Annotated in this window: 12 protein-coding genes; 6 read left to right on the top strand and 6 right to left on the bottom strand. The window is 72.8% G+C overall.

The window, feature by feature from the left end; translation table 11 throughout:
• Window positions 1-106 precede the first annotated feature (106 nt).
• From AB0B66_RS02200 to AB0B66_RS02185, 4 genes are read right to left on the bottom strand one after another with little or no spacing between them, the layout of a single operon-like run.
• The gene (locus AB0B66_RS02200; RefSeq protein WP_360521466.1) at window positions 107-1,393 is read right to left on the bottom strand and encodes an AAA family ATPase; all 1,287 of its coding nucleotides are present in this window, start codon (window positions 1,391-1,393) and stop codon (window positions 107-109) included.
• Window positions 1,390-2,946: a hypothetical protein gene (locus AB0B66_RS02195; RefSeq protein WP_360521463.1), complete on the bottom strand. Its 1,557-nt coding sequence runs from the start codon at window positions 2,944-2,946 to the stop codon at window positions 1,390-1,392. Before AB0B66_RS02195 ends, AB0B66_RS02200 begins: the two co-directional genes overlap by 4 nt.
• The gene (locus AB0B66_RS02190; protein WP_360521460.1) at window positions 2,943-3,899 is read right to left on the bottom strand and encodes a hypothetical protein; all 957 of its coding nucleotides are present in this window, start codon (window positions 3,897-3,899) and stop codon (window positions 2,943-2,945) included. Before AB0B66_RS02190 ends, AB0B66_RS02195 begins: the two co-directional genes overlap by 4 nt.
• A gap of 20 nt (window positions 3,900-3,919) precedes the next feature.
• On the bottom strand, window positions 3,920-4,858 hold the full coding sequence (locus tag AB0B66_RS02185; protein ID WP_360521457.1) for a DapH/DapD/GlmU-related protein: 939 nt from the start codon (window positions 4,856-4,858) through the stop codon (window positions 3,920-3,922).
• Window positions 4,859-4,876: 18 nt separating this feature from the next.
• On the opposite strand from AB0B66_RS02185, the gene dapE reads away from it, so the two are divergent.
• Window positions 4,877-5,947 (top strand): succinyl-diaminopimelate desuccinylase, encoded by a 1,071-nt coding sequence (gene dapE, locus AB0B66_RS02180; protein ID WP_360521454.1) that lies wholly within the window; start codon window positions 4,877-4,879, stop codon window positions 5,945-5,947.
• Between the two features lie 8 nt (window positions 5,948-5,955).
• Here dapE and AB0B66_RS02175 read toward each other — a convergent pair whose 3' ends face one another.
• Complete coding sequence (locus AB0B66_RS02175; protein ID WP_360521451.1) at window positions 5,956-6,102, bottom strand: hypothetical protein; 147 nt, start codon at window positions 6,100-6,102, stop codon at window positions 5,956-5,958.
• A gap of 152 nt (window positions 6,103-6,254) precedes the next feature.
• Here AB0B66_RS02175 and AB0B66_RS02170 point away from each other — a divergent pair, with 152 nt between their 5' ends.
• Window positions 6,255-7,043 carry a TIGR00730 family Rossman fold protein gene (locus tag AB0B66_RS02170; protein ID WP_360521448.1) on the top strand — a complete coding sequence of 263 codons (789 nt, stop codon included), beginning with the start codon at window positions 6,255-6,257 and terminating at the stop codon, window positions 7,041-7,043.
• A gap of 157 nt (window positions 7,044-7,200) precedes the next feature.
• Here the strand turns inward: AB0B66_RS02170 and AB0B66_RS02165 are convergent, their stop codons facing one another.
• On the bottom strand, window positions 7,201-8,688 hold the full coding sequence (locus tag AB0B66_RS02165; RefSeq protein ID WP_360521445.1) for a DUF4407 domain-containing protein: 1,488 nt from the start codon (window positions 8,686-8,688) through the stop codon (window positions 7,201-7,203).
• A gap of 409 nt (window positions 8,689-9,097) precedes the next feature.
• Here AB0B66_RS02165 and AB0B66_RS02160 point away from each other — a divergent pair, with 409 nt between their 5' ends.
• The 4 genes from AB0B66_RS02160 to AB0B66_RS02145 all read left to right on the top strand — a co-directional run bounded on the left by AB0B66_RS02160 (window position 9,098) and on the right by AB0B66_RS02145 (window position 19,936).
• Window positions 9,098-11,098 (top strand): glycosyl hydrolase family 28-related protein, encoded by a 2,001-nt coding sequence (locus AB0B66_RS02160; RefSeq protein WP_360521442.1) that lies wholly within the window; start codon window positions 9,098-9,100, stop codon window positions 11,096-11,098.
• Window positions 11,099-11,437: 339 nt separating this feature from the next.
• Window positions 11,438-13,081: a PKD domain-containing protein gene (locus AB0B66_RS02155; RefSeq protein WP_360521439.1), complete on the top strand. Its 1,644-nt coding sequence runs from the start codon at window positions 11,438-11,440 to the stop codon at window positions 13,079-13,081.
• A gap of 230 nt (window positions 13,082-13,311) precedes the next feature.
• Window positions 13,312-16,581, top strand: a complete 3,270-nt coding sequence (locus tag AB0B66_RS02150) for an ATP-dependent DNA helicase (protein WP_360521768.1) — start codon at window positions 13,312-13,314, stop codon at window positions 16,579-16,581.
• Window positions 16,582-16,651: 70 nt separating this feature from the next.
• Window positions 16,652-19,936, top strand: coding sequence for a UvrD-helicase domain-containing protein (locus tag AB0B66_RS02145; protein ID WP_360521436.1), 3,285 nt, complete (start codon window positions 16,652-16,654; stop codon window positions 19,934-19,936).
• Window positions 19,937-20,040: the final 104 nt, after the last annotated feature.

The following is a 20,040-nucleotide window of genomic DNA, read 5'->3' as shown; positions in this document are numbered from 1 at the left end:
GCCGCCAGCGCCGCCGCCCGCCGGGTCGGTTGCGACCTGGGTTCTGTTCCTCCATCCCGTCAGGTACGCAGGACTCCAGCGGTCGGCAGCGACCAGCGCGGCCCGGTCAGTGGGCGGTGATGCGGTGCGGGTTCAGCCGTTCCAGGAAAGCCCGGTTGGCCTCCCAGCCGTCGACCTGCGGCGGGTCCGTGCCGAGCCAGACCGGCTCCGCTGCCGGGTACGCGTGCAGCTGCTCCTCGACGCCCGCCCGGCTGACCACGACACACGCCTGCCGGTGCCGGGACGCGAGCACGCACAGCCGTCCCGCCTCCAGATGGAACGCGCTGGCGTCACGCCGCCCGCTGAGCGGATGCCAGGCCAGCACCACCTCGTACTGCCTGCCCTGCAGCCGGTTGGCGGTGTCGACGGTGACCCCGGTGACGCCCCGGCGCTGCAACGCGGCTTCGACGTGCGCCTTCTGGTCCCGGTGCACCACGCCGACGGCGACGTCGGCCCGGCTCAGCGGACGGGGCCCCGACGGGTCCACGGTGGACACCTCGGCGGTGACGAGCTGGTGCACCAGGTCGGCCAGCGTCGCGACCAGGGCCGGGTCGGTCCGCGGCACGTGCGCGGCGGGCAGCTCCAGCAGCGCCCAGCCGTGCTCGGCGGCGTGCGCCAGCGCCGGATGGGCCAGGCTGGCCAGTTCCAGCCGCCGGTCGGTCGGTGCAGCTCCGGCGGTGAACGCGCGGGTGTAGAACGCGTCGGAGATGACCGGCGCGGTGTGCGGGGCGAGCCGCCAGCTCACCGGCAGTGGTATGACGGGCGTGTCCGGGTGGTGGCGCAGCAGCGTCCCGGCGGCGGTGTCCAGCGGCCAGGTCGCCAGCGAGCGCACCGAGTGCTCGTCGGCGACCGTGAACGGGGCGAGCTGTCCCGGGTCGCCGACCAGCAGCAGCCGGTCGAACAGGTGCCCGACCCGGACCAGCGCCGCCGCCGACATCTGGTATGCCTCGTCGATGACGCCCAGCGGCCAGGTGCGCTCGTCGGCCTTGACGAACGCCCACTTGGCGGCCGTGCCGACGATGACGTCGCAGCCGCCCAGTTCGCCGAGCTTGGTGCCGGTGCGCACCCGCTGCCGGGGCCAGCCCGCGGGCGGCGTCCAGTCCTGGCCGTGCAGGCGGCCGGTGGACAGCCCGGCCCCGGCCAGCGCGATCACCAGGTCGTCGGCCTGGTCGTTGGTCTGCACCACGATCGGCACGTGCTCGCCCACCGCCACCAGGCGTTTCGCCAGCTCCCGGACCAGCGTGGACTTGCCCGCGCCGGGCGGGGAGTCGACGACGACGGCCCGGTCGGTGCCGCGTACCCGATCCCAGACCTCCTCGATCGCGGCCTCGTGCCGCGCTCCGGCGCTGCTCACCGGGCACCTCGCGGCTCGGTGGGGGCGACCGCGCCGTCCGGGGCGGCACGGTGCCCCGGGACACGACCGGCTACCGCGGTGCCGCCGGGGTCGGGCGACGACGCCACGGTCTGCGGGGCGAGGGCGGCCAGGTCGGTATCCAGGTCGTCGTCCTGCTCCGGCTCGGGCGCGGCCTGCGGGCGCGACGACCGGGTCGGCCAGGGCAGTTCGTCGGGCAGATTGTCGGGGAAATACTGCAACGGCCCGAACGGGGCGAGCACCACCTCGGCATCGGCGTCGGGCAGCAGGCCAAGCTTGGGCCGGGTCACCGCGCCGCTGGTCACCATCAGCTCGACGGTGTCGTCGGTGGAGCCGCGCACCACCATGCCGACCTTGCCCCACCACAGCTCGGTGCCCGCGGGCCGGTCGAACGCGGCCGGAGTGCGCACCCACAGCAGCGGCCGCAGCACCGACCGGCCGCCGGAGTTGACGACCGTGTGCTCCGGGTCGCGTTTGATGACGACCCCGGCGACCGCCTCGCCGGTGGCCAGGTAACGGGCCATCACCAGCGGATCGTCCAGGGCCATCTGCCGTTCCAGGGCGGCCGTGCGGGTCTCCAGCTCGTGCAGGAAGCGGTACGCCGGCACGTCGGACAGCCGCGCGCTGAACGACACCGTGCCCGCGAGCACGCGCTCCCGGTGCCGGGTCCACGACCAGCGGTCCGATTCCCAGCGCTTGGCCACGTGCTCGCCCGGCGGCAGCATCCGCACCAGGTCGATCGCCGCCCAGGTGTCCCGCCACGCCCCGTCGAGCACCTCGGCGGCAGCGAGCTTGAGCCGGCGCACGTCGCCCTGCTCCTTGGCCCGCTCCAGGGCGGGGCGCAGCACGACCTGGTCCCAGGACGGGTCGCTGGCGGGCCCGGCCGGCGGCATCTCCTCGGCGTCGCGGGCGGCCTGCCAGGCGTCGGACCCGGCGGGCGGCTCGATCCAGGCCAGCAGACGGCCCAGGTGCCCGTCTTCGGTGGGCAGCTGGCCGGTGCGCCAGTGCGTGGTGAGCAGGTCGGTCGCGGTCAGCAGCACGCTCGACCCGGGCAGGTGGCGGCGCGAGGCGATCCAGCCCAGGTGCGCCCCGGCCGCGGCGAGCACCGGGTCGTCGAGGGTGCGCAGGTACTGCCCGAGCAGGCCGACCCAGTGGGCGGTGGCCTCGTTGGGCACCACCAGCTGCGGGGCGTCCACGCAGCACTGGTCCACGTCCAGCTCGCGGCCGTTGCCGGTGGCCCGCACGACGGGTTCGGTGACGGTGTAACGGCTCAGGTAGGTGGCCAGGTCGCGGGCGAGCCCGCCGAGCGCGGCGAAGCGCAGCGCGCGGTCGCGGGGCTCGGCGACGGTGAGCAGTTTGGGGGAGTCGCGGAAGGAGCCGTAGCGGATGGCGACCGGGGCGGACGGCTCACCGGCCAGGTGGTATCCGGTCAGCAGCCAGGGCCGCGGGGACAGGTGCCGGTGCGCGCGGGACGCCGCGGGCACCGCCCGGCCCTGCGACAGCGCCAGCAGCCGCTGGTACACGTCGAGGCTCACCGGGCACCCCGCTTCCCGTCCACGGCGAGGCCGGATCCGCCGAACGCCCAGCCGTACGCGGCGGCGGCGCGGGCCAGCTCGTCCGAGATCGCCTGCTCCGCCTCGCCGGAGGGGGCACGCTCGCCGTGGGCCAGGGCCAGCGCGTGCACGGCCGTGCCGACCGGCCCGCACAGGTTCGCCGCCGCACCGCCCGCACGGGCGACCGTGCCGGAGCGCTCCGCGTCCTGGCGGCAGTGGGTATACATCGGACAGCTCGGACAGCCGTCGCCGAACCGGGCCTCGACCTCGGTCAAGGCGTTGACCAGGGTGTCTCCGGCGAGCTGGGGCAGCCGCAGCGCGGACGGCAGGTCGACGGCGTCGAGCTGGGCCAGCGACCAGCTCAGGCGGCGCACCTGGGGCGCGACGTCGAGCAGGGTGCCGACCGGGGCGAGGCCGAAGTTGCGCGGCAGCACCAGCAGGCAGCGGCTGCTGACGCGCTCCGGCACCGGCGCGGCCTGCCGGAGCGCCGCCACGACGACGGCCAGCTCGCGGGCGGTGCCGGCGACCTTGGTCGGGTCGGCGTGACCGTCCAGGCAGGCGTACGACCTGATCTCCACGGGGTGCAGCAGTTTGCCGTCACCGGCCAGCACGATCTGCTCCGGAGTGACCGGCAACCCGCCGAGGCGCAGCTTCGGCGAGCGCCACACCCACAGGCCCGCGCCGACCGGCAGCTCCGACGTCTCGACGGCACCGTCGCAGTCGATGCCGAGGTGCCGTCCGACCAGCTCCGGCAGCCGGGCCGTGGCCAGGTGCGTGAACGTCCCGTCCCGCTCCCGGGCGTACGGGCTCTGCCCGCCCGGGGGCGCGCCGATGGCCTCGGCCAGCAGCCCGAGGTCGACCTGCGCGGCGTCCAGCACCTGCCGGCGGCGGCAGCCGGGCGTGTCGAGCAGCCCGGCTATCCGTCGCGGGTCCAAGAGGCGCCTCCGTGGTGAGGTCAGTCGTTGGCGTGCAGGGCGGCGTTGAGCACGATGCCGGTGCCGGTGCGCGGACGGGCCTCGACCGCGCCGGTCACCGAGTTGCGCAGGAACAGCACGTTGGACGCGCCGGACAGGGTCAGCGCCTTGACCACCTCACCGGTGGAGACCAGCGTGACCTTGGTGCCCGCGGTGACGTAGCAGCCGGCCTCGACCACGCAGTCGTCGCCGAGCGAGATGCCGATGCCGGCGTTCGCGCCGACGAGGCTGCGCTGCCCGACGCTGATGGTCTCCTTGCCGCCGCCGGACAGGGTGCCCATGATGGACGCGCCCGCGCCGATGTCGGAGCCCTCGCCGACGACGACACCGGCGGAGATGCTGCCCTCGACCATGGAGGTGCCCAGCGTGCCGGCGTTGAAGTTGACGAAGCCCTTCTGCATGACCGTGGTGCCCGAGGACAGGTGCGCGCCCAGCCGCACCCGGTCGGCGTCGGCGATGCGCACGCCCGCCGGCACGACGTAGTCGGTCATCCGCGGGAACTTGTCCACGCCGTACACGGCGAGGTGGCGGCCGGCGGCGCGCTCGATCAGGCGCAGCTCGTCGACCCGGTCCGGCGGGCACACGCCGGCCGAGGTCCAGGCGTTGTTCGGCAGCAGCCCGAAGATGCCGTCGAGGTTGGCCTGGTGCGGCTGGATGAGCCGGTTGGAGAGCAGGTGCAGCCGCAGGTACGCGTCGGCGGTGTCGCGCGGCGGCTCGGCCAGCGTGGGGATGACCGTGTGCACTCGCGCGACCCGCAGGCCGGGCAGGGCGGGCTCGGCGCCCTTGAGGTCCAGCGCGGAGACGCCGCAGATGTCGAGGCCGAGCTGGCCGGTCGGGTACCACACTTCGAGGGTCTGGTCGCCGCTGACGGTGGCAAGACCGAAGCCCCAGGCGGGCCGGTCGGAACGTGTGCTGCTCACGGTGTCTACGCTACCGGTATGCCCAACCCGCTGACGCCGCAGGTGCTCGCCGATCCCATCGCCCTGACTCGTGCGCTGGTCGACATCGAGTCCGTCTCGGGCAACGAGAAGGAGATCGCCGACGCGGTGCAGGAGGCGCTCGAAGCCTGCGCCCACCTGCGGGTGGAACGCATCGGGCACACCGTGATCGCGCGCACCGAGCTGGGTCGCGAGCAGCGGGTGGTCCTGGCCGGACACCTGGACACGGTGCCGATCGCGGACAACTTCCCGTCCACCGTGGACGGCAAGATCATGTGGGGCTGCGGCACCTCGGACATGAAAAGCGGCACGGCCATCGCGCTACACCTGGCAGCGACCTGCCCGGACCCGCGCTACGACGTCACGTACTTCTTCTACGAGTGCGAGGAGGTCGAGGCGGTCCGCAACGGCCTGAAGATCGTCGGCGACCTGCGGCCGGAGCTGCTGGAGGCCGACTTCGCGGTGCTGCTGGAACCGACGTACGGCATCGTCGAGGCGGGCTGCCAGGGCACCATGCGGGCGCGAGTGCGCACGAGTGGCGTACGGGCGCACGCGGCCCGCTCGTGGCTGGGCGACAACGCGATCCACAAGGCGGGCGAGGTGCTCCGGCGGCTGTCGGACTACCAGGCCCGCGAGGTCGAGATTGACGGCTGCCGGTACCGGGAGGGGCTGAACGCGGTGTCGATCAAGGGCGGGGTAGCCGGCAACGTGATCCCCGACGCGTGCGAGATCGAGGTGAACTTCCGCTTCGCCCCGGACCGCTCGGAGGAGCAGGCCGAGGCGCACCTGCGCGAGGTGTTCGGCGGATACGAGATCGAGATCACGGACTCGGCGCCGGGTGCGCTGCCGGGGCTGTCTGCGCCGCCCGCGGCCGAGTTCCTGGCGCTGACCGGGGCGACGCCCGCGGCGAAGCTGGGCTGGACGGACGTGGCACGGTTCGCGGCGCTGGGCATCCCGGCGCTCAACTTCGGGCCGGGCGATCCCAACCTGGCGCACAAGCCCGACGAGCACGTGGAGATCGACAAGATCGAGGCGGGCGCAGAGCTGCTCCGCCGCTGGCTGGCGGGCTGAGCCGGCCCTCAGCGGGCGGCGGCGGGCTCGTCGACCGGCTCGAACTCCTTGGCGTCGACCACCATGGCGATGCGGCGCGCGTGCACGGTGGCGCGGATGCGCTGGCGCATGGCCTGCTTCTGGCGAAGCACCTCGCTGCGGGTCATCACATTCATCGCCTCCCTCGTCGTCGGCCTTATTCAAGCAACGCTGTATGACAACCTTGACGCCACAGCATGGCGAAAAGTTGCGTAATCCGCTGGGAATTTGCTGGGGATGTGCGTGCCGCGTCGTCACGTAAACGAGCGAGCCGGTCTACGGTGATGCCATGACGCAAAGCAACCATCGACACGAGCGGCACCGCGGCCGGGTGACCCTGCGCCGCGACGCGGTGTCCTCGGGTACCGCGGACCAGGCCCTGCTGGACTCGGCGGGGCGTCCGGATTGGAAGGTCCGCGACTCTTGGCGGACGCTGCGCATCCTGAGTGAATTCGTCGAGGGTTTCGACACGCTCAGTGACCTCCCCCCTGCGGTGAGCGTGTTCGGCAGCGCCCGCAGCGCGGCCGACTCGCCCGAGTGCGCGATGGCGCAGCGGCTGGGCGCGGCGCTGGCGCGGGCCGGATACGCCGTGATCACCGGTGGTGGGCCGGGGGTGATGGAGGCGGCCAATCGCGGGTGCACCGAGGCCGGCGGGCTCTCCATCGGGCTGGGCATCGAGCTGCCGTTCGAGCAGGGCATGAACGAGTGGGTCGACGTCGGCATCGACTTCCGCTACTTCTTCGTCCGCAAGACCATGTTCGTGAAGTACGCCCAGGCCTTCGTGGTGCTGCCCGGCGGCATGGGCACCATGGACGAGCTGTTCGAGGCGCTCACCCTGGTGCAGACGGAGAAGGTCACCCGGTTCCCGGTGGTGATGATGGGCACGGCCTACTGGAGCGGCCTGCTGTCCTGGATGCGCGACACCATGCTGGCCGATGGCAAGATCAACGCAGTGGACCTGGACCTCATCGTGTGCACCGACGACGTCGACGAGGCCGTCGAGCACATCGCGCACGCCGACAAGACCCTCGCCGCCGAGCAGCAGGCCATCCGCTCCTCCGGCGGCATCGCCGACTGACCGAAGGAAGGGCACCTTCCCATCGCCATGCGTAGAGGAAGGGCACCTTCTTAACGCATGCGGCGCATCGCCGCAGCGTGCGGGCTCGGGCCGGCACCGGAGGTTAAGAAGGGCACCTTCTGCAACGCATGGCGATGTGAAGGTGCCCTTCCTTGGGTTAGACGCGTTCGCTGAGGCGGTCGGCGGCGCGGTGCAGGCGCGAGTTGAGTTCGGCCTTGTGTTCCAGGATTTCGAGGTCGATCTCGGCGCGGCGTTTGCGGAGCACGGCCTCGCGTTCGGCGTACTCGGCCTCGATGTCGTGGTTGAGGTCGCGCTCGGCGACCGCGAGCTGGGCGCTGACCAGCTTGTCGTACGTCGTGGAACCGCCGACGAACTTGACCAGGATCGGCATGCAGTCGACCAGGATGAAGAAGATGCGCACCGCCCAGATGCCGACGGCCAGCACGCCGCTGGAGTCGGCCAGGTCGTGCAGCGCGCCCAGGCGTTCCAGGAGGCCGATCCGGCCCTGGTGGCTGCGCTCCTCGGCGACCCGCTCCTTGATCTTCGTCTCGCGCTCGGCCTCGAACGCGGCGTGCGAGGTGCGGGCCGCCGACTCCAGTTCCGAGATCTGGGTACGCAGGTTGACCAGCTTCACGCCGTTGGCGTCGATCTGGCGGGTCCGTTTGAACGCGTCCGCCTCGGCGCGCAGCCGGCGGCAGTTGGGGCCGACGCCGCGCTGACCGGTCAGGCCCGCGCCGGAGTCGCCGACGCACTCCCGCCGGGCCATGTCGTTGATGGCCCGCAGCTGGACCGAGTCCGCGTCGACGGTCTTGGCCAGCGCGTCCGCGTCGGCGCGGCGAGTGGCCAGCTCGCGCAGCGTCGCCACCGGGGACTGGTCGAAGTTGAAGGTCTCGGTGGCCTTGCAGTCGGCGGGCGCGGCCGGCTCGGTGGAACCGGGCACCGGGTTGCAGGTCTTGAGCCGCCCGGCGAGCTGTGCGAGCGCCTCGGTGCGCTGGTCGGCGACGTGCTGGATGACGGCGGTCTCGAAGATGCGCAGCACCAGCGGCTCGGCGATGATCACTCCGAAGAAGAACGCCATCAGCACCCGCATCGCCAGCACGGGGACCCGGCGGAACCAGCCCTCGCCGAGCCGGCTGGAGACCAGCCAGCGGTCCACGTTCAGGATGAACAGGAACCAGACCAGCACCGGGAACACGGCCAGCCAGCTCGACGCGCCCATCGCCTGGGTGATCGCGAAGTACATGGAGATGGCCGCGATGGTCGCGGTGCCCAGCACCACGCCGCCGAGCGAGGTGTACCAGGCGCGTTCCTGCGGCACCCGGTCGAGCAGCCGCTCGTCGACGCCGGCCAGCACGCGCAGCCGCCGCCCGAGCTGCGGCCGGGGCAGCCGCCGCCGCGGCGCGCCCCCCGCCGCGCGCCCGGCGGCGATGTCTCCGGTGGGCTCGGTCGCGGGTGCGGGCGGGGTCGCCGAGCCGGATTCGGGGGTACGCCCCGGCGGGGTCGCCGGATCCGGCTCGGGGACGTGCCGCAGGGGCACCGTCGCATCCGGGTCGGGCTCACGACGCCACGGCACCGTCGGTTCCGGATCGGATGCGGCCGCGTGCCGTCCGTGCGGGTGGGGATCCGGCCGTGGGTTGTCGTCCATGGGGTGCACTCCGAGCTCCCTGCGCTGAGGTGGTCTGCCGTCGGTGATGCCGGGTCCATCGTCCGGTGAACACACGCCCGGTGTCTGTCCGGTGGTTGTCGGGGTTGGCCCCTACGTGCGCGGTCGCCACTCGGGCATCGACTGTGGTCTTCGCAAGGAATTGCGTCAGGAGCGCAACAACCTAATGGCTACTTGTATTTGCCGTGCCAGCGTTACGAAAAGATTACGCAGAACCTTGTGGTGGGCGACACAGGGAATCTAAAGTCACCTACACCTCCTGGCGTCCGCTCCGCCTCGAGCGTCTCAGGCGTTCCATCGTTCCTCCGTTCCCTCCAGAAACGAGTCTTCGATGTCACGGAGCATCACAGGAGCTGCGGCGGGGTCCCGCCGGCCCCGGCGGTGGGCCCCGATGGCGGTCGCCTCCGCCACCGTCGCCGCCGTCGGTCTCAGCCTCGTCGGCAGCGCCGGCACGGCCAATGCCGCCACCACCGGCGCCGCGCCCGTGGTCACGCGCGCCGCGCTCGACCCGGCCCTCGTCGCGGGCCGCGGCGCCAGCGTCAACTTCCTCGAGCAGGAAGCCGAGAACGCGGCGACCAACGGCACCGTCATCGGGCCCGACCGCGCGGCGTACACACTGCCCGCGGAGGCCTCCGGCCGCAAGGCGGTCAAGCTGACCCCCGGCCAGCACGTCGAGTTCACGCTGCCGGCCGCCGCGAACGCGATCACCGTTCGCTACAGCATCCCGGACGCGCCGAACGGCGGCGGCATCACCGCGCCGCTGAATGTCACCGTCAACGGCAAGAACAAGCAGGTCATGACGCTGACCTCCGAGTTCGCCTGGCTGTACAACCAGTACCCGTTCAGCAACGACCCCAACGCGGGCCTGCTGCACGAGGACTGGTGGATCACCGAGTGCGCGTGCGTGCCGGCGTTCACCGACCCGAAGCCGGTCATCAGCACGCCGTTCCGTCCCATGCACTTCTACGACGAGCAGCGCCTGCTGCTCGGCAAGACGTACAAGGCAGGCGACAAGGTGCGGCTGACCGTGCCGGCCGGCAGCAACGCCGCCTGGACCGTCATCGACCTGCTCGACTCCGAGCTGGTCGGTAAGCCGCACGTGCGCCTGGTGGCGTCCAACGTGCTGGCGTTCGGCGCGGACCCGACCGGCCGCCGCGAGTCGGCCGACGCGTTCGACCGGGCCATCGCGTTCGCCAAGAAGTGGAACCTGAAGGTGTACGTGCCTCCGGGCGTGTACCAGGTCAACCGGCACATCGTCGTCGACGACGTCACGATCGAGGGCGCGGGCAGCTGGTACACGATCATCAAGGGCAAGGAGGTCGCGCTCAGCGAGCCGGCCGAGGACGGCTCGGTGCACACCGGCGTCGGCTTCTACGGCAAGTACGCCGAGGACGGCGGCAGCAGCAACGTGCACCTGTCCGGCTTCACCATCCAGGGTGACGTGCGCGAGCGCATCGACACCGACCAGGTCAACGGCGTGGGCGGCGCGCTGAGCGACTCGACGATCGAGGGCCTGTACATCCGGCACACCAAGGTCGGCATGTGGTTCGACGGTCCGATGGACAACATCAAGATCAAGAACAACATCATCGTGGACCAGATCGCCGACGCGCTGAACTTCCGCAAGGGCGTCACGAACTCGCTGGTGCAGAACAACTTCGTGCGCAACACCGGTGACGACGGCCTGGCCATGTGGTCCGACGGCGTCGCCGACGCGAACAACGTGTACGACCACAACACCGTGCAGACCCCGACGCTGGCCAACGGCATCGCGATCTACGGCGGCACGAACAACACCGTGTCGAACAACCTGGTCGCCGACCCGATCCGGGAGGGCTCCGGCCTGCACGCCGGTTCCCGCTTCGGCGCGACCGCGTTCGACGGCTACCTGAAGTTCACGAACAACAGCGTGGTCCGGGCCGGCACGTACGAGCTGAACTGGAACATCGGCCTCGGCGCGATCTGGATCTACGCGCTGGACAAGACCATCGACGCGGACATCCAGGTGACCGGGGATCACTACCTCGACAGCACCTACAACGCGATCATGATGGTCAGCGAGTGGTCGGTGAAGGACCTGTACCAGATCCGCGGCGTCAAGTTCAAGGACCTGCGGATCGACGGCACCGGCACCTCCGTGGTCAGTGGCCGGGTCGAGGGCGGCGCGTCGTTCGAGAACGTGGACGCCCGCAACGTCGGCGCGGTCGGCATCAACAACTGCGGCTCGTTCCACTTCACCCCGGCCGGTTCCGAGTTCGTGGTGACCGACCTGGGCGGCAACGACGGCGGCGGCACCACCGGGCCCTGGATGGCCTCCTGGGAACTGCCGAACACCATCACCTGCGACGACCGCCCGCCGGTCGTCGTGCCCCCGGCGCCGTCCCCCTGGTGACGACGCGTTACTGCCAGACCGGATGAGGCACGGGCGGGCGTTCGAGTGCACGGACACCGGGCGCCCGACCGGAAATCCGGTACCCGCCGTGGGCGGGATGCGAGCGAAAGCGGCTCGGATCCCGCCCACGGCCATTTCGTATGCCCACCGTGACGGCCTTCCGACGCTCAATCGGGGACCGTCGGCCGTCCAGCCCGGATCGTGCGTTCAGCGAGGTCGCACCTTTCCGAGTGGATACGGATGCGTCCGGATGACCCCGCTTATCGGCTCATTGGGTTATGGAGGGGTTCCGGCCTGCGTGCGAGGGTGTAACCCGGCCACGATGAGGGGGATCATCCTATGCAGATCAGCAAGACGCGGTTGCTCCGCACAGTCGGCAGACTGGGTGTAGCCGCCGCGCTGGTGGCCGCCGGTGTCGCCATAGGCGCCACACCGGCACACGCGGTCGCCACCAACACGGTCGCCTTCTGGAGCATGGACGAGCCCAACGGCTCGACCGTGCTCGTGGACAGCAGCGGCAACGGGCGCAACGGCACCATCGGGTCGGACCTGACCACGGGTGTCGTCTACGGCGGCGCGACTGGCCACCGCTTCCCGGTGGTGCTCCCGGGCGAGATGGCGTACAAGCCGGGTCACATCAACCGGGTTCCGGCGCACAGCGACCTGAACCCCGACTCCGGTGACTTCTCGCTCACCATCCGCTACCGCAGCACCTACTCCTTCGGCAACATCATGCAGAAGGGGCAGGGCGCGACGGCCGGCGGCTACTGGAAGTTCGAGGCGCCGGGCGGCATCCCGCGCTGCCTGTTCCGGGGCGGCAACGGCGCCTCGCGGACCGGCTACGCCACCGAGTCGATCTCGGACGGCCAGTGGCACACCGTCACCTGCAACCGCACCTCCGCCTACGTCGAGATGTACGTCGACGGGGTGCGCACCAGCCGGGCCAACGGCCCGACCGGCAATGTCGCCAACACGTGGCAGCTGTCGATCGGCGGCAAGGGCACGTGTGACGGCGTCGAGGTCACCTGCGACTACTTCATCGGTGACATCGACTACATCAAGATCCTGAAGGGGTCCGGCGGCACCGGCAACACGCCGCCCACGGCCGACCTGGAGCCGTCCTGCACCGGCCTGGTCTGCTCGTTCGACGGCACGGGCTCCACCGACAGCGGCGGCGCGATCCAGAACTACGCCTGGAACTTCGGTGACGGCACCTCCGCCGACACCGACAGCATCGGCACCGCGTCGCACACGTACGCGGCGGCGGGCACCTACAACGTCACGCTGACCGTCACCGACGACTCGGGCAGCACCGACACGGACACGCGGCAGGTCACCGTCGCGCCCGTCGCGGAGCTGATCTCGTTCGTCGGGCAGGCCACCTCGAACGTCAACGCCCTCACCCACACGGTGACGGTGCCGTCGGGCGTCCAGGCGGGCGACCAGCTGCTGCTGTTCCTGAGCCAGAACACGCACGGCACCACCGGCACGCCGACCGGCGGCGGGTGGACCCAGCTCGACCGGCTCGACGGCGGATACGCCACCACCACGGTGTGGCGCAAGACGGCCACCGCAGGCATGGCGGGCACCACCGTGCAGGTGACGCTGGGACAGCAGTCGAAGGGCAACTTCGTGCTCGCCGCCTACCGCGGCGTCGACACCGTGTCGCCCCTCGTCTTCGCCAACGGCACCGAGACGACCAGCTCGGCGGCGCGCGTCACGCCCTTCGCGACCGTGACGGCCGCGCAGAGCTGGGGCGTGTCGTACTGGGTGCACGGCGACGCCGCGTCCACCTCGCTCACGGCCCCGGCCGGCGTGGAGGTGCGCAGCAACTCGTCCCAGACGGGCGGCGGCCGGGTCACCGGTCTGCTCGCCGACACCGGCGCCTCGCTGCCGGCCGGCTCCTACGGCGGCCTGACCGCCACCGGCGCCGCGGCCAGCACCACGACCACCACGTGGACGCTGATCCTGCAGCCGGCCTGACCGCCACACCCTGATCACGGCTGAGCCGGCCACCCCCCGCACCGGGGTGGCCGGCTCAGCCGTTTCAGGGCTTTCGTGACATCTGTTCCCGGCGTCGGGATGCAGGCGGCGCCACAACCGGCTCGGCTGCTGCCGCGGTGTCGCCCGCTCGTGCTGGAATGTTCGGCGTGAGCAGCGGCGTTCAGCGGGACTGGCGGCTGGTTCGGGGCAGTGGTCCCGACCGGCCGTCGTTGCGTGCCGACGCCGCTCAGCAGCGGGTGATCGAGCACGGGTCGGGCCCGCTGCTGGTGCGCGGCGGACCGGGCACCGGCAAGACGACGACCCTGGTCGAGGCGGTCGCCCGGCGCGTGGCCGAGGGCGTGGACCCACAGCGCGTCCTGGTGCTGACGTTCGGCCGACGGGGATCGCAGTCGCTGCGGCGGCGCATCGAGGCCCGCATCGCCCAGGGCGTCGGGCACGAACCGCTGGTCAGGACCTTTCCGGCGTACGCCTTCGGCCTCCTGCGTCGCTCGGCGGCGCTGCAGGGCGATCCGTCCCCGCGCCTGCTCTCCGGCCCCGAGCAGGACCTCGTCATCCGGGAGCTGCTGCCCGGCGAGGACGCCGCCTGGCCGGATCGGCTGCTCCCGGCGCTGGGCACCCGCGCGTTCGCCGAGCAGCTGCGTGACCTGCTACTGCGGGCCGCCGAGCGCGGCATCGGCCCGGAGGACCCGCTCTGGCAGCGGCGTGACGACTGGCAGGCCGCCGCCCGTTTCCTACACGAGTACGAGCAGACCATGGCGCTGCGCGACGCCTCCACCCGCGGCTCGGCCGGCTACGACCACGCCGAGCTGGTCCGCGCCGCCACCGCCATGCTGCGCCGCGACCCCGAGCTGCTGGCCGCCGAACGCTCCCGGCTGTCCGCCGTCTACGTCGACGAACTCGCCGACACCGACCCGGCGCAGGTCGAGCTGCTCCAGCTGATCGGGACGGGACTGCCGCTGACCGCGTTCGCGGACCCCGACTCCTCCACCTACGCCTTCCGTGGCGCAGACCCCCAGATCGTGCGCACCTTCGGCGAGCTGTTCCCGGGCACGGAGCAGGTGGTGCTGGCGACCACGCACCGAGCCGCCCCTGCGGTCCGCAATGCGACGGCCCGCATCGCGCGCCGCCTGCCGGGTCATCTGCCAGTGGTGCCCGCGCCGCGCCAGGAGCAGGCCGGGCTGCTCGCCGACGGGCCCGCACGGGCAGCGGGAGGTCCGGGCGTTCGGCCACCGGCGGTGGCCACTGGCGCGGCCGGCTCCGGGCAGCAGGCGGCGACCACGGGCGGTGCCGGGCCGGTCGGCCGGGGCGAGTCTGCCGACGACCCTGACGTCGGGGTCGAGGTGGTGGCCTTGCGCAGCCGGGTCAGCGAAGCCGCGTTCGTGGCGCACCGGCTCCGGCGGGCGCACCTGGTTGACGGCGTGCCGTTCTCGCGCATGGCGGTCATCATGCGCTCTACGAACTCGCAGCTCCCGGCCTATGAACGGGCCCTGCGCCAGGCTGGCGTGCCGACCAAGGTGCTGGCCGAGGACCTGCCGCTGCACCAGCAGCCGGCCGTGAAACCGCTGCTCACGCTGCTGCGCTGCGCGCTGAAGCCGGAGTTGCTCACCGAGGAGGCGGCGGTCGCGCTGCTGCACTCGCCGCTGGGCGGGGCCGACCCGATGGCCGAGCGGCGGCTGCGCCAGGGCCTGCGGGCGCTCGCGATCGCCGGTGGCGACACCCGGGGCTCGGGCGAGTTGCTGGTGGAGGCGCTACGCGATCCGGCTGAGCTGGCGGCGCTGGACCGGCGCTGGGCCGCGCCCGCGACCCGGATCGCGATGCTGCTGGCCACGGCGCGGGAGACGGCGGGCCGGCCGAGGGCCACCGCCGAGGAGGTGCTCTGGTCGGTCTGGCGGGCCAGCGGTCTGGCCGAACGCTGGGCCGTCGTCGCCACCGCGCCCGCGATGGGACTGGACCAGCAGCGCCGCGCGGAGACCGCGGACCGCGACCTCGACGCGATCATGGTGCTGTTCGACGCCGCGGCGCGGTTCACCGACCGGTTGCCGGGCGCGCGTATCGACACGTTCCTGGAGCACGTCGCGGACCAGCAGCTGCCCGCAGACTCGCTGGCCGCCAGCGGCGACCGGGGTGAGGCGGTGCGCCTGCTCACCGCGCACGCGGCCAAGGGCCTGGAGTGGGACGTCGTGGTGGTGGCCGGGGTGCAGGAGGGCGTCTGGCCCGACCTGCGGCTGCGCGGCAGCCTGCTCGGCTCCGAGCAGCTCGTGGACGAGGTGGCGCAGCGCGCCCAGCCGGGGGAGAAGGCGCAGCGGGTCGCGCAGACCGCCGCCCTGCTCACCGAGGAGCGGCGGCTGTTCTACGTGGCGGCGACCCGGGCCCGGCGGCGGCTGGTGGTCACCGCGGTCGACTCCGGCGCGGTCGGCGGCGCGGACGGCGAGGACCGGCCCAGCCGCTTCCTGTTCGAGCTGGCCCCGCCGGTCAAGGTGGACGAGGACGAGGTGGCCGAGTTGGAGCTGGCCCGGCCGCCACGCGCGCTGACGCTGTCCGCGCTGGTCGCCGAGCTGCGCTCCGCGGTCACCGGCCCCGATCCGGTCCGGCGGCACGCCGCCGCCCGCGAGCTGGCCCGGCTGGCCGCCGCCGGGGTGCCCGGTGCGCATCCCGACCACTGGTGGGGCTTGCCGGAGCTGTCCGACGACGGCCCGCTGCACGGGCCGGACGAGCCGGTGCGGGTCACCCCGTCCACCATGGAGAGCGCGCTGCGCTGCGGGCTGCGCTGGCTGCTGGAACGGCACGGCGGTGCGGCGGCCTCGACGGCGGCGCAGGGCGTCGGCAACCTGGTGCACGCCGCGGCGATGCTGGCCGACGAGGCGATGAGCGACCCGGCGGTGCTGGTCGACTACGTCGCGGCGCGTTTCGACGCGATCGAGCTGGCCGCGGCCTGGCTGGCCGGGCGGGAGCGGGACCGCTCGGCGGAGATGCTGGGCAAGCTGACCCGCTGGCTGGCCGAGAACCCGCGGCGGCTGGTCGCGATCGAGCGTGAGTTCACCGTGCGGCTGGACGCGGAGCCGCCGATCGACCTGGTCGGCCGGGTGGACCGGCTGGAGGTCGACGACCAGGGCCGGCTCGTGGTGATCGACCTCAAGACCGGCAAGACGACCACGGCCACCCGCGAGGAGCTGCCCGAGCACCCGCAGCTGGGGGCATACCAGGTGGCGGTCGAGGCGGGCGGCTTCCCCGAGGGCGACGAGTCGGGCGGGGCGGCGCTGGTGCAGCTCGGCACCGGTCATCGGGACGCCAAGGAGCAGGTGCAGGACGCGATCGGCGAGACCGCCGACCCGCAGTGGGCGCACGCCATGGTGCATCGCACCGCGGCCACCATGGCCGCCTCCACCTTCGTCGCGAAGGTCAACGACAAGTGCCGGGTCTGCCCGGTGAAGAGCAGCTGCCCGGTCTCCGGCAAGGGCCGCCAGGTGGTGGAGCCGTGAGCGAGCGCAGCGAGCGAACCAGGGGCAACGTGTGGGCTCGCGGGAGCGCCGAGCGTAGCGAGGTGCGAGCGTGAGCGAGCTGGTCAGTCGGACGGTTGTCGAGGAGGGGCCGCGGTGGACGCCGGAGGAGCTGGCGGCGGCGCTGGGGCTCAAGCCGCCGACCGCCGAGCAGGCCGCGGTGATCAGCGCCCCGGTCGCGCCGCTGCTGGTCGTCGCGGGCGCGGGCTCGGGCAAGACGGAGACCATGGCGGCCCGGGTGCTGTGGCTGGTCGCGAACCAGCACGTACGCCCGGAGCACGTGCTGGGGCTGACCTTCACCCGCAAGGCGGCGGGCGAGCTGGCCCACCGGGTGCGGGTGCGCCTCGGTCAGCTGCGCCGCCACGTCGGCACCCGGTTCACCGAAGGGCTCGACGGCGAGCCGTCGATCGCCACGTACCACTCGTTCGCGGCGCGCATCGTCACCGAGCACGGGCTGCGCGCCGGGTACGAGCCGAGCACCCGGCTGCTCACCGAGGCGTCCTGCTGGCAGCTCGCCGACGAGGTGGTGCGCTCGTACACCGGGGACATGTCGGCGGTGGAGGCCGCGCCGAGCACGGTGGTGTCGGCGGTGCTGGCGCTCGCCGGTGAGCTGGCCGAGCACCTGGTCACCGCGGACAGCCTCGCCACCTGGACGGGCCGCTTCCACGCGAGCGTCGACGCGAAGCCGGGCCGGGTGATGGCCGACGTGCGCGACCTGCTGGCCCGCCAGCGTGCCCGGTTGCAGCTGCTGCCGCTGGTGCGCAAGTACGCCGACCGCAAGCAGCTGCTGGAGGCGATGGACTTCGGCGACCAGATGTCGCGCGCGGCGCGGGTGGCCCGCGACCATCCCGAGGTCGGCGCGGCCGAGCGCGACCGGTTCCGGGTAGTGCTGCTCGACGAGTACCAGGACACCAGCCATGCCCAGGTCACGCTGCTGCGGGCGTTGTTCGCCGGGGACGTGGCGGTGGTCGAGGGCGGGGTGTCCGGGCTGGGGCATCCGGTGACCGCGGTCGGCGACCCGTGCCAGTCCATCTACGGCTGGCGCGGGGCCAGCGCGGGCACCCTCGACCGCTTCCCGGGGGAGTTCCCCGACCGCGACGGCGAGCCGGCCGCGCAGGCGCAGCTCGGGCGCAGTTTTCGGAACCGGTCGGAGATCCTGTCGGTGGCCAACGCGATCTCCGCGCCGCTGCGTGACCGGGGCGCGCGGGTGGTCTCGCTGACCTCCGGCAGTCCCGAGCCGGGCATCGTGCAGTGCGCGCTGCTGGAGTCGCACCTGGACGAGGCGGAGTGGATCGCCGACCAGATCGTCACCGCGTGGCGCAGCGAGGCGGGCACGGCCGACGACCAGAACCCGGCGCACATCCCCGTGGACCGGCGGCCCACCTCGGCGGTGTTGGTGCGGGTGCGCTCGCAGATCGCACCGATCGAGGCGGCGCTGCGAGCCCGGGGCCTGCCGGTCGAGGTGGTCGGCCTGGGCGGCCTGCTGGACACGCCCGAGGTGCGCGACGTGGTGTGCACGCTGCGGGTGCTCAACGACCCGACCGACGGGGCGAGCCTGCTGCGGCTGCTCACCGGGGCGCGCTGGCGGATCGGGCCACGTGACCTGGTGGCGCTGCACCGGCGGTCCCGGGCGCTGGCGCACGAGCGCCGCCCGGCCGGCGATGACGCCGAGATCGTCACGGACCGGCTCGACGACGCGGCGCTGGCCGAGGCGCTGGAGGATCTCGGCGAGCCGGACCAGTACTCGCCCGCGGCGTACACCCGGCTGTCGGCGTACGCGAAGGAGCTGGCGGCCTTGCGTGCGCGCCTGGACCAGCCGGTGAGCGACCTGATCGCCGACATCGAGCGCACCGCGGGCCTGGACGTGGAGGTCGCGGTGCGGGCCGGGGACGCCGGGCTGGCCCGCGCGCACCTGGACACGCTCGGCGAGGTCGCGGCCCGGTTCGCGGTGGAGACCGACGGCGCGCCGCTGGGCGCGTTCCTGTCCTTCCTGTCGGCGGCCGAGGACGAGGAGCGCGGGCTGGCCCCGGGCGAGATCGACGTGGCTGAGGGCGCGGTGCAGATCCTCACCGCGCATGCCGCCAAGGGCTTGGAGTGGGACGTCGTCGCGGTGGCGGGGCTGACCAAGGACGTCTGGCCGGGCCCGAGCAAGGGCACCGACCACTTCCTCAAGGGCCTGGGCGTGCTGCCGTTCCCGCTGCGTGGCGACCGTGACGGGCTGCCCGTGCTGGCCGTGAAGAGCGCCGCGGACCAGAAGGAGCTGGGCCGCGCCGTCGCCGACTTCGAGCAGCAGTGGAAGGAGCACGACGCCCGCGAGGAGCGCCGCCTGGCGTACGTCGCGGTCACCCGCCCGCGCACCTGGCTGTTCGCCTCCGGCTACTGGTGGGGTGACAAGGTGCGCAAGCCGCGCGGCCCGTCCGTGTTGCTGGAGGAGATCGTCGAGGTGTGCCGGTCCGGGGAGGGCCACGTCGACGTGTGGACGCCGGAGCCGGAACCCGACGCCGCCAACCCGACCAGCGGCGAGGTCGCCGCGACTTGGCCCAGCGATCCGCTGGGCGCGCGACGGCCCACCGTCGAGGCCGCCGCCGACCTGGTCCGGGCCATGCTCGACGCGCCGGACGGCGGGACGGCCGAGCACGACGAGGTGACCCGGCGCTGGCGGCAGGAGGCCGACCTGCTGCTGATCGAACGCGAGGAGCAGGTCCGCCGGGCGAACCGGGCCGACGTCGTGCTGCCCGCGCACCTGTCGGTGTCGCAGCTGGTGGCACTGCGCAAGGACCCGGCCGCGCTGGCCCGGCGGCTGCGCAGGCCGCTGCCGGCCGCCCCGGACCCGTACGCCCGCCGCGGCACGGCCTTCCACCACTGGCTGGAGCAGCGCTACGGCGCCGACCAGCTGCTCGACCTGGACGACCTGCCCGGCGCGGCCGACGAGGACGCCGCGCCCGACGAGGCGCTGGGGGTGCTGAAGGAGCGCTTCGAGCAGAGCGTCTGGGCCGACCGGGTGCCGGTCGAGGTGGAGACGCCGTTCGTGGTGGAGCTGGGTGGCACCGTCGTGCGTGGACGGATGGACGCGGTCTTCCGCGACCCCGCTGGCGGTTACGAGGTGGTCGACTGGAAGACCGGCCGGGTGCCGACCGGCGCGACGGCGACCGCGGCCGCGGTGCAGCTGGCGGCCTACCGTCTTGCCTGGGCGGCGCTGGCGGGTGTGCCGGTCGCCAAGGTCAGCGCCGCGTTCCACTACGTACGCGACAACCTGACCGTGCGGCCCGCAGACCTGCTCGACGAGGCCGGGCTGACAGCGCTGCTGACGGCACTGCCCACGCAGGACGCCGACTAGTCGGATGTCCGACCCGGGGCGCGCCGTCATCCTTTTCGGTGGCATCTCAGCCGAACCGGCGGACAGACCGGTCCGGAAACCGACTGCGTGATGTCGCACGCAGC

This window comes from Catellatospora sp. NPDC049111, assembly GCF_040648615.1.
Lineage (GTDB): Bacteria > Actinomycetota > Actinomycetes > Mycobacteriales > Micromonosporaceae > Catellatospora > Catellatospora aurea.
Note: the sequence above shows the minus strand (reverse complement) of the source record. Positions and strands in the feature narration are given on the sequence as shown.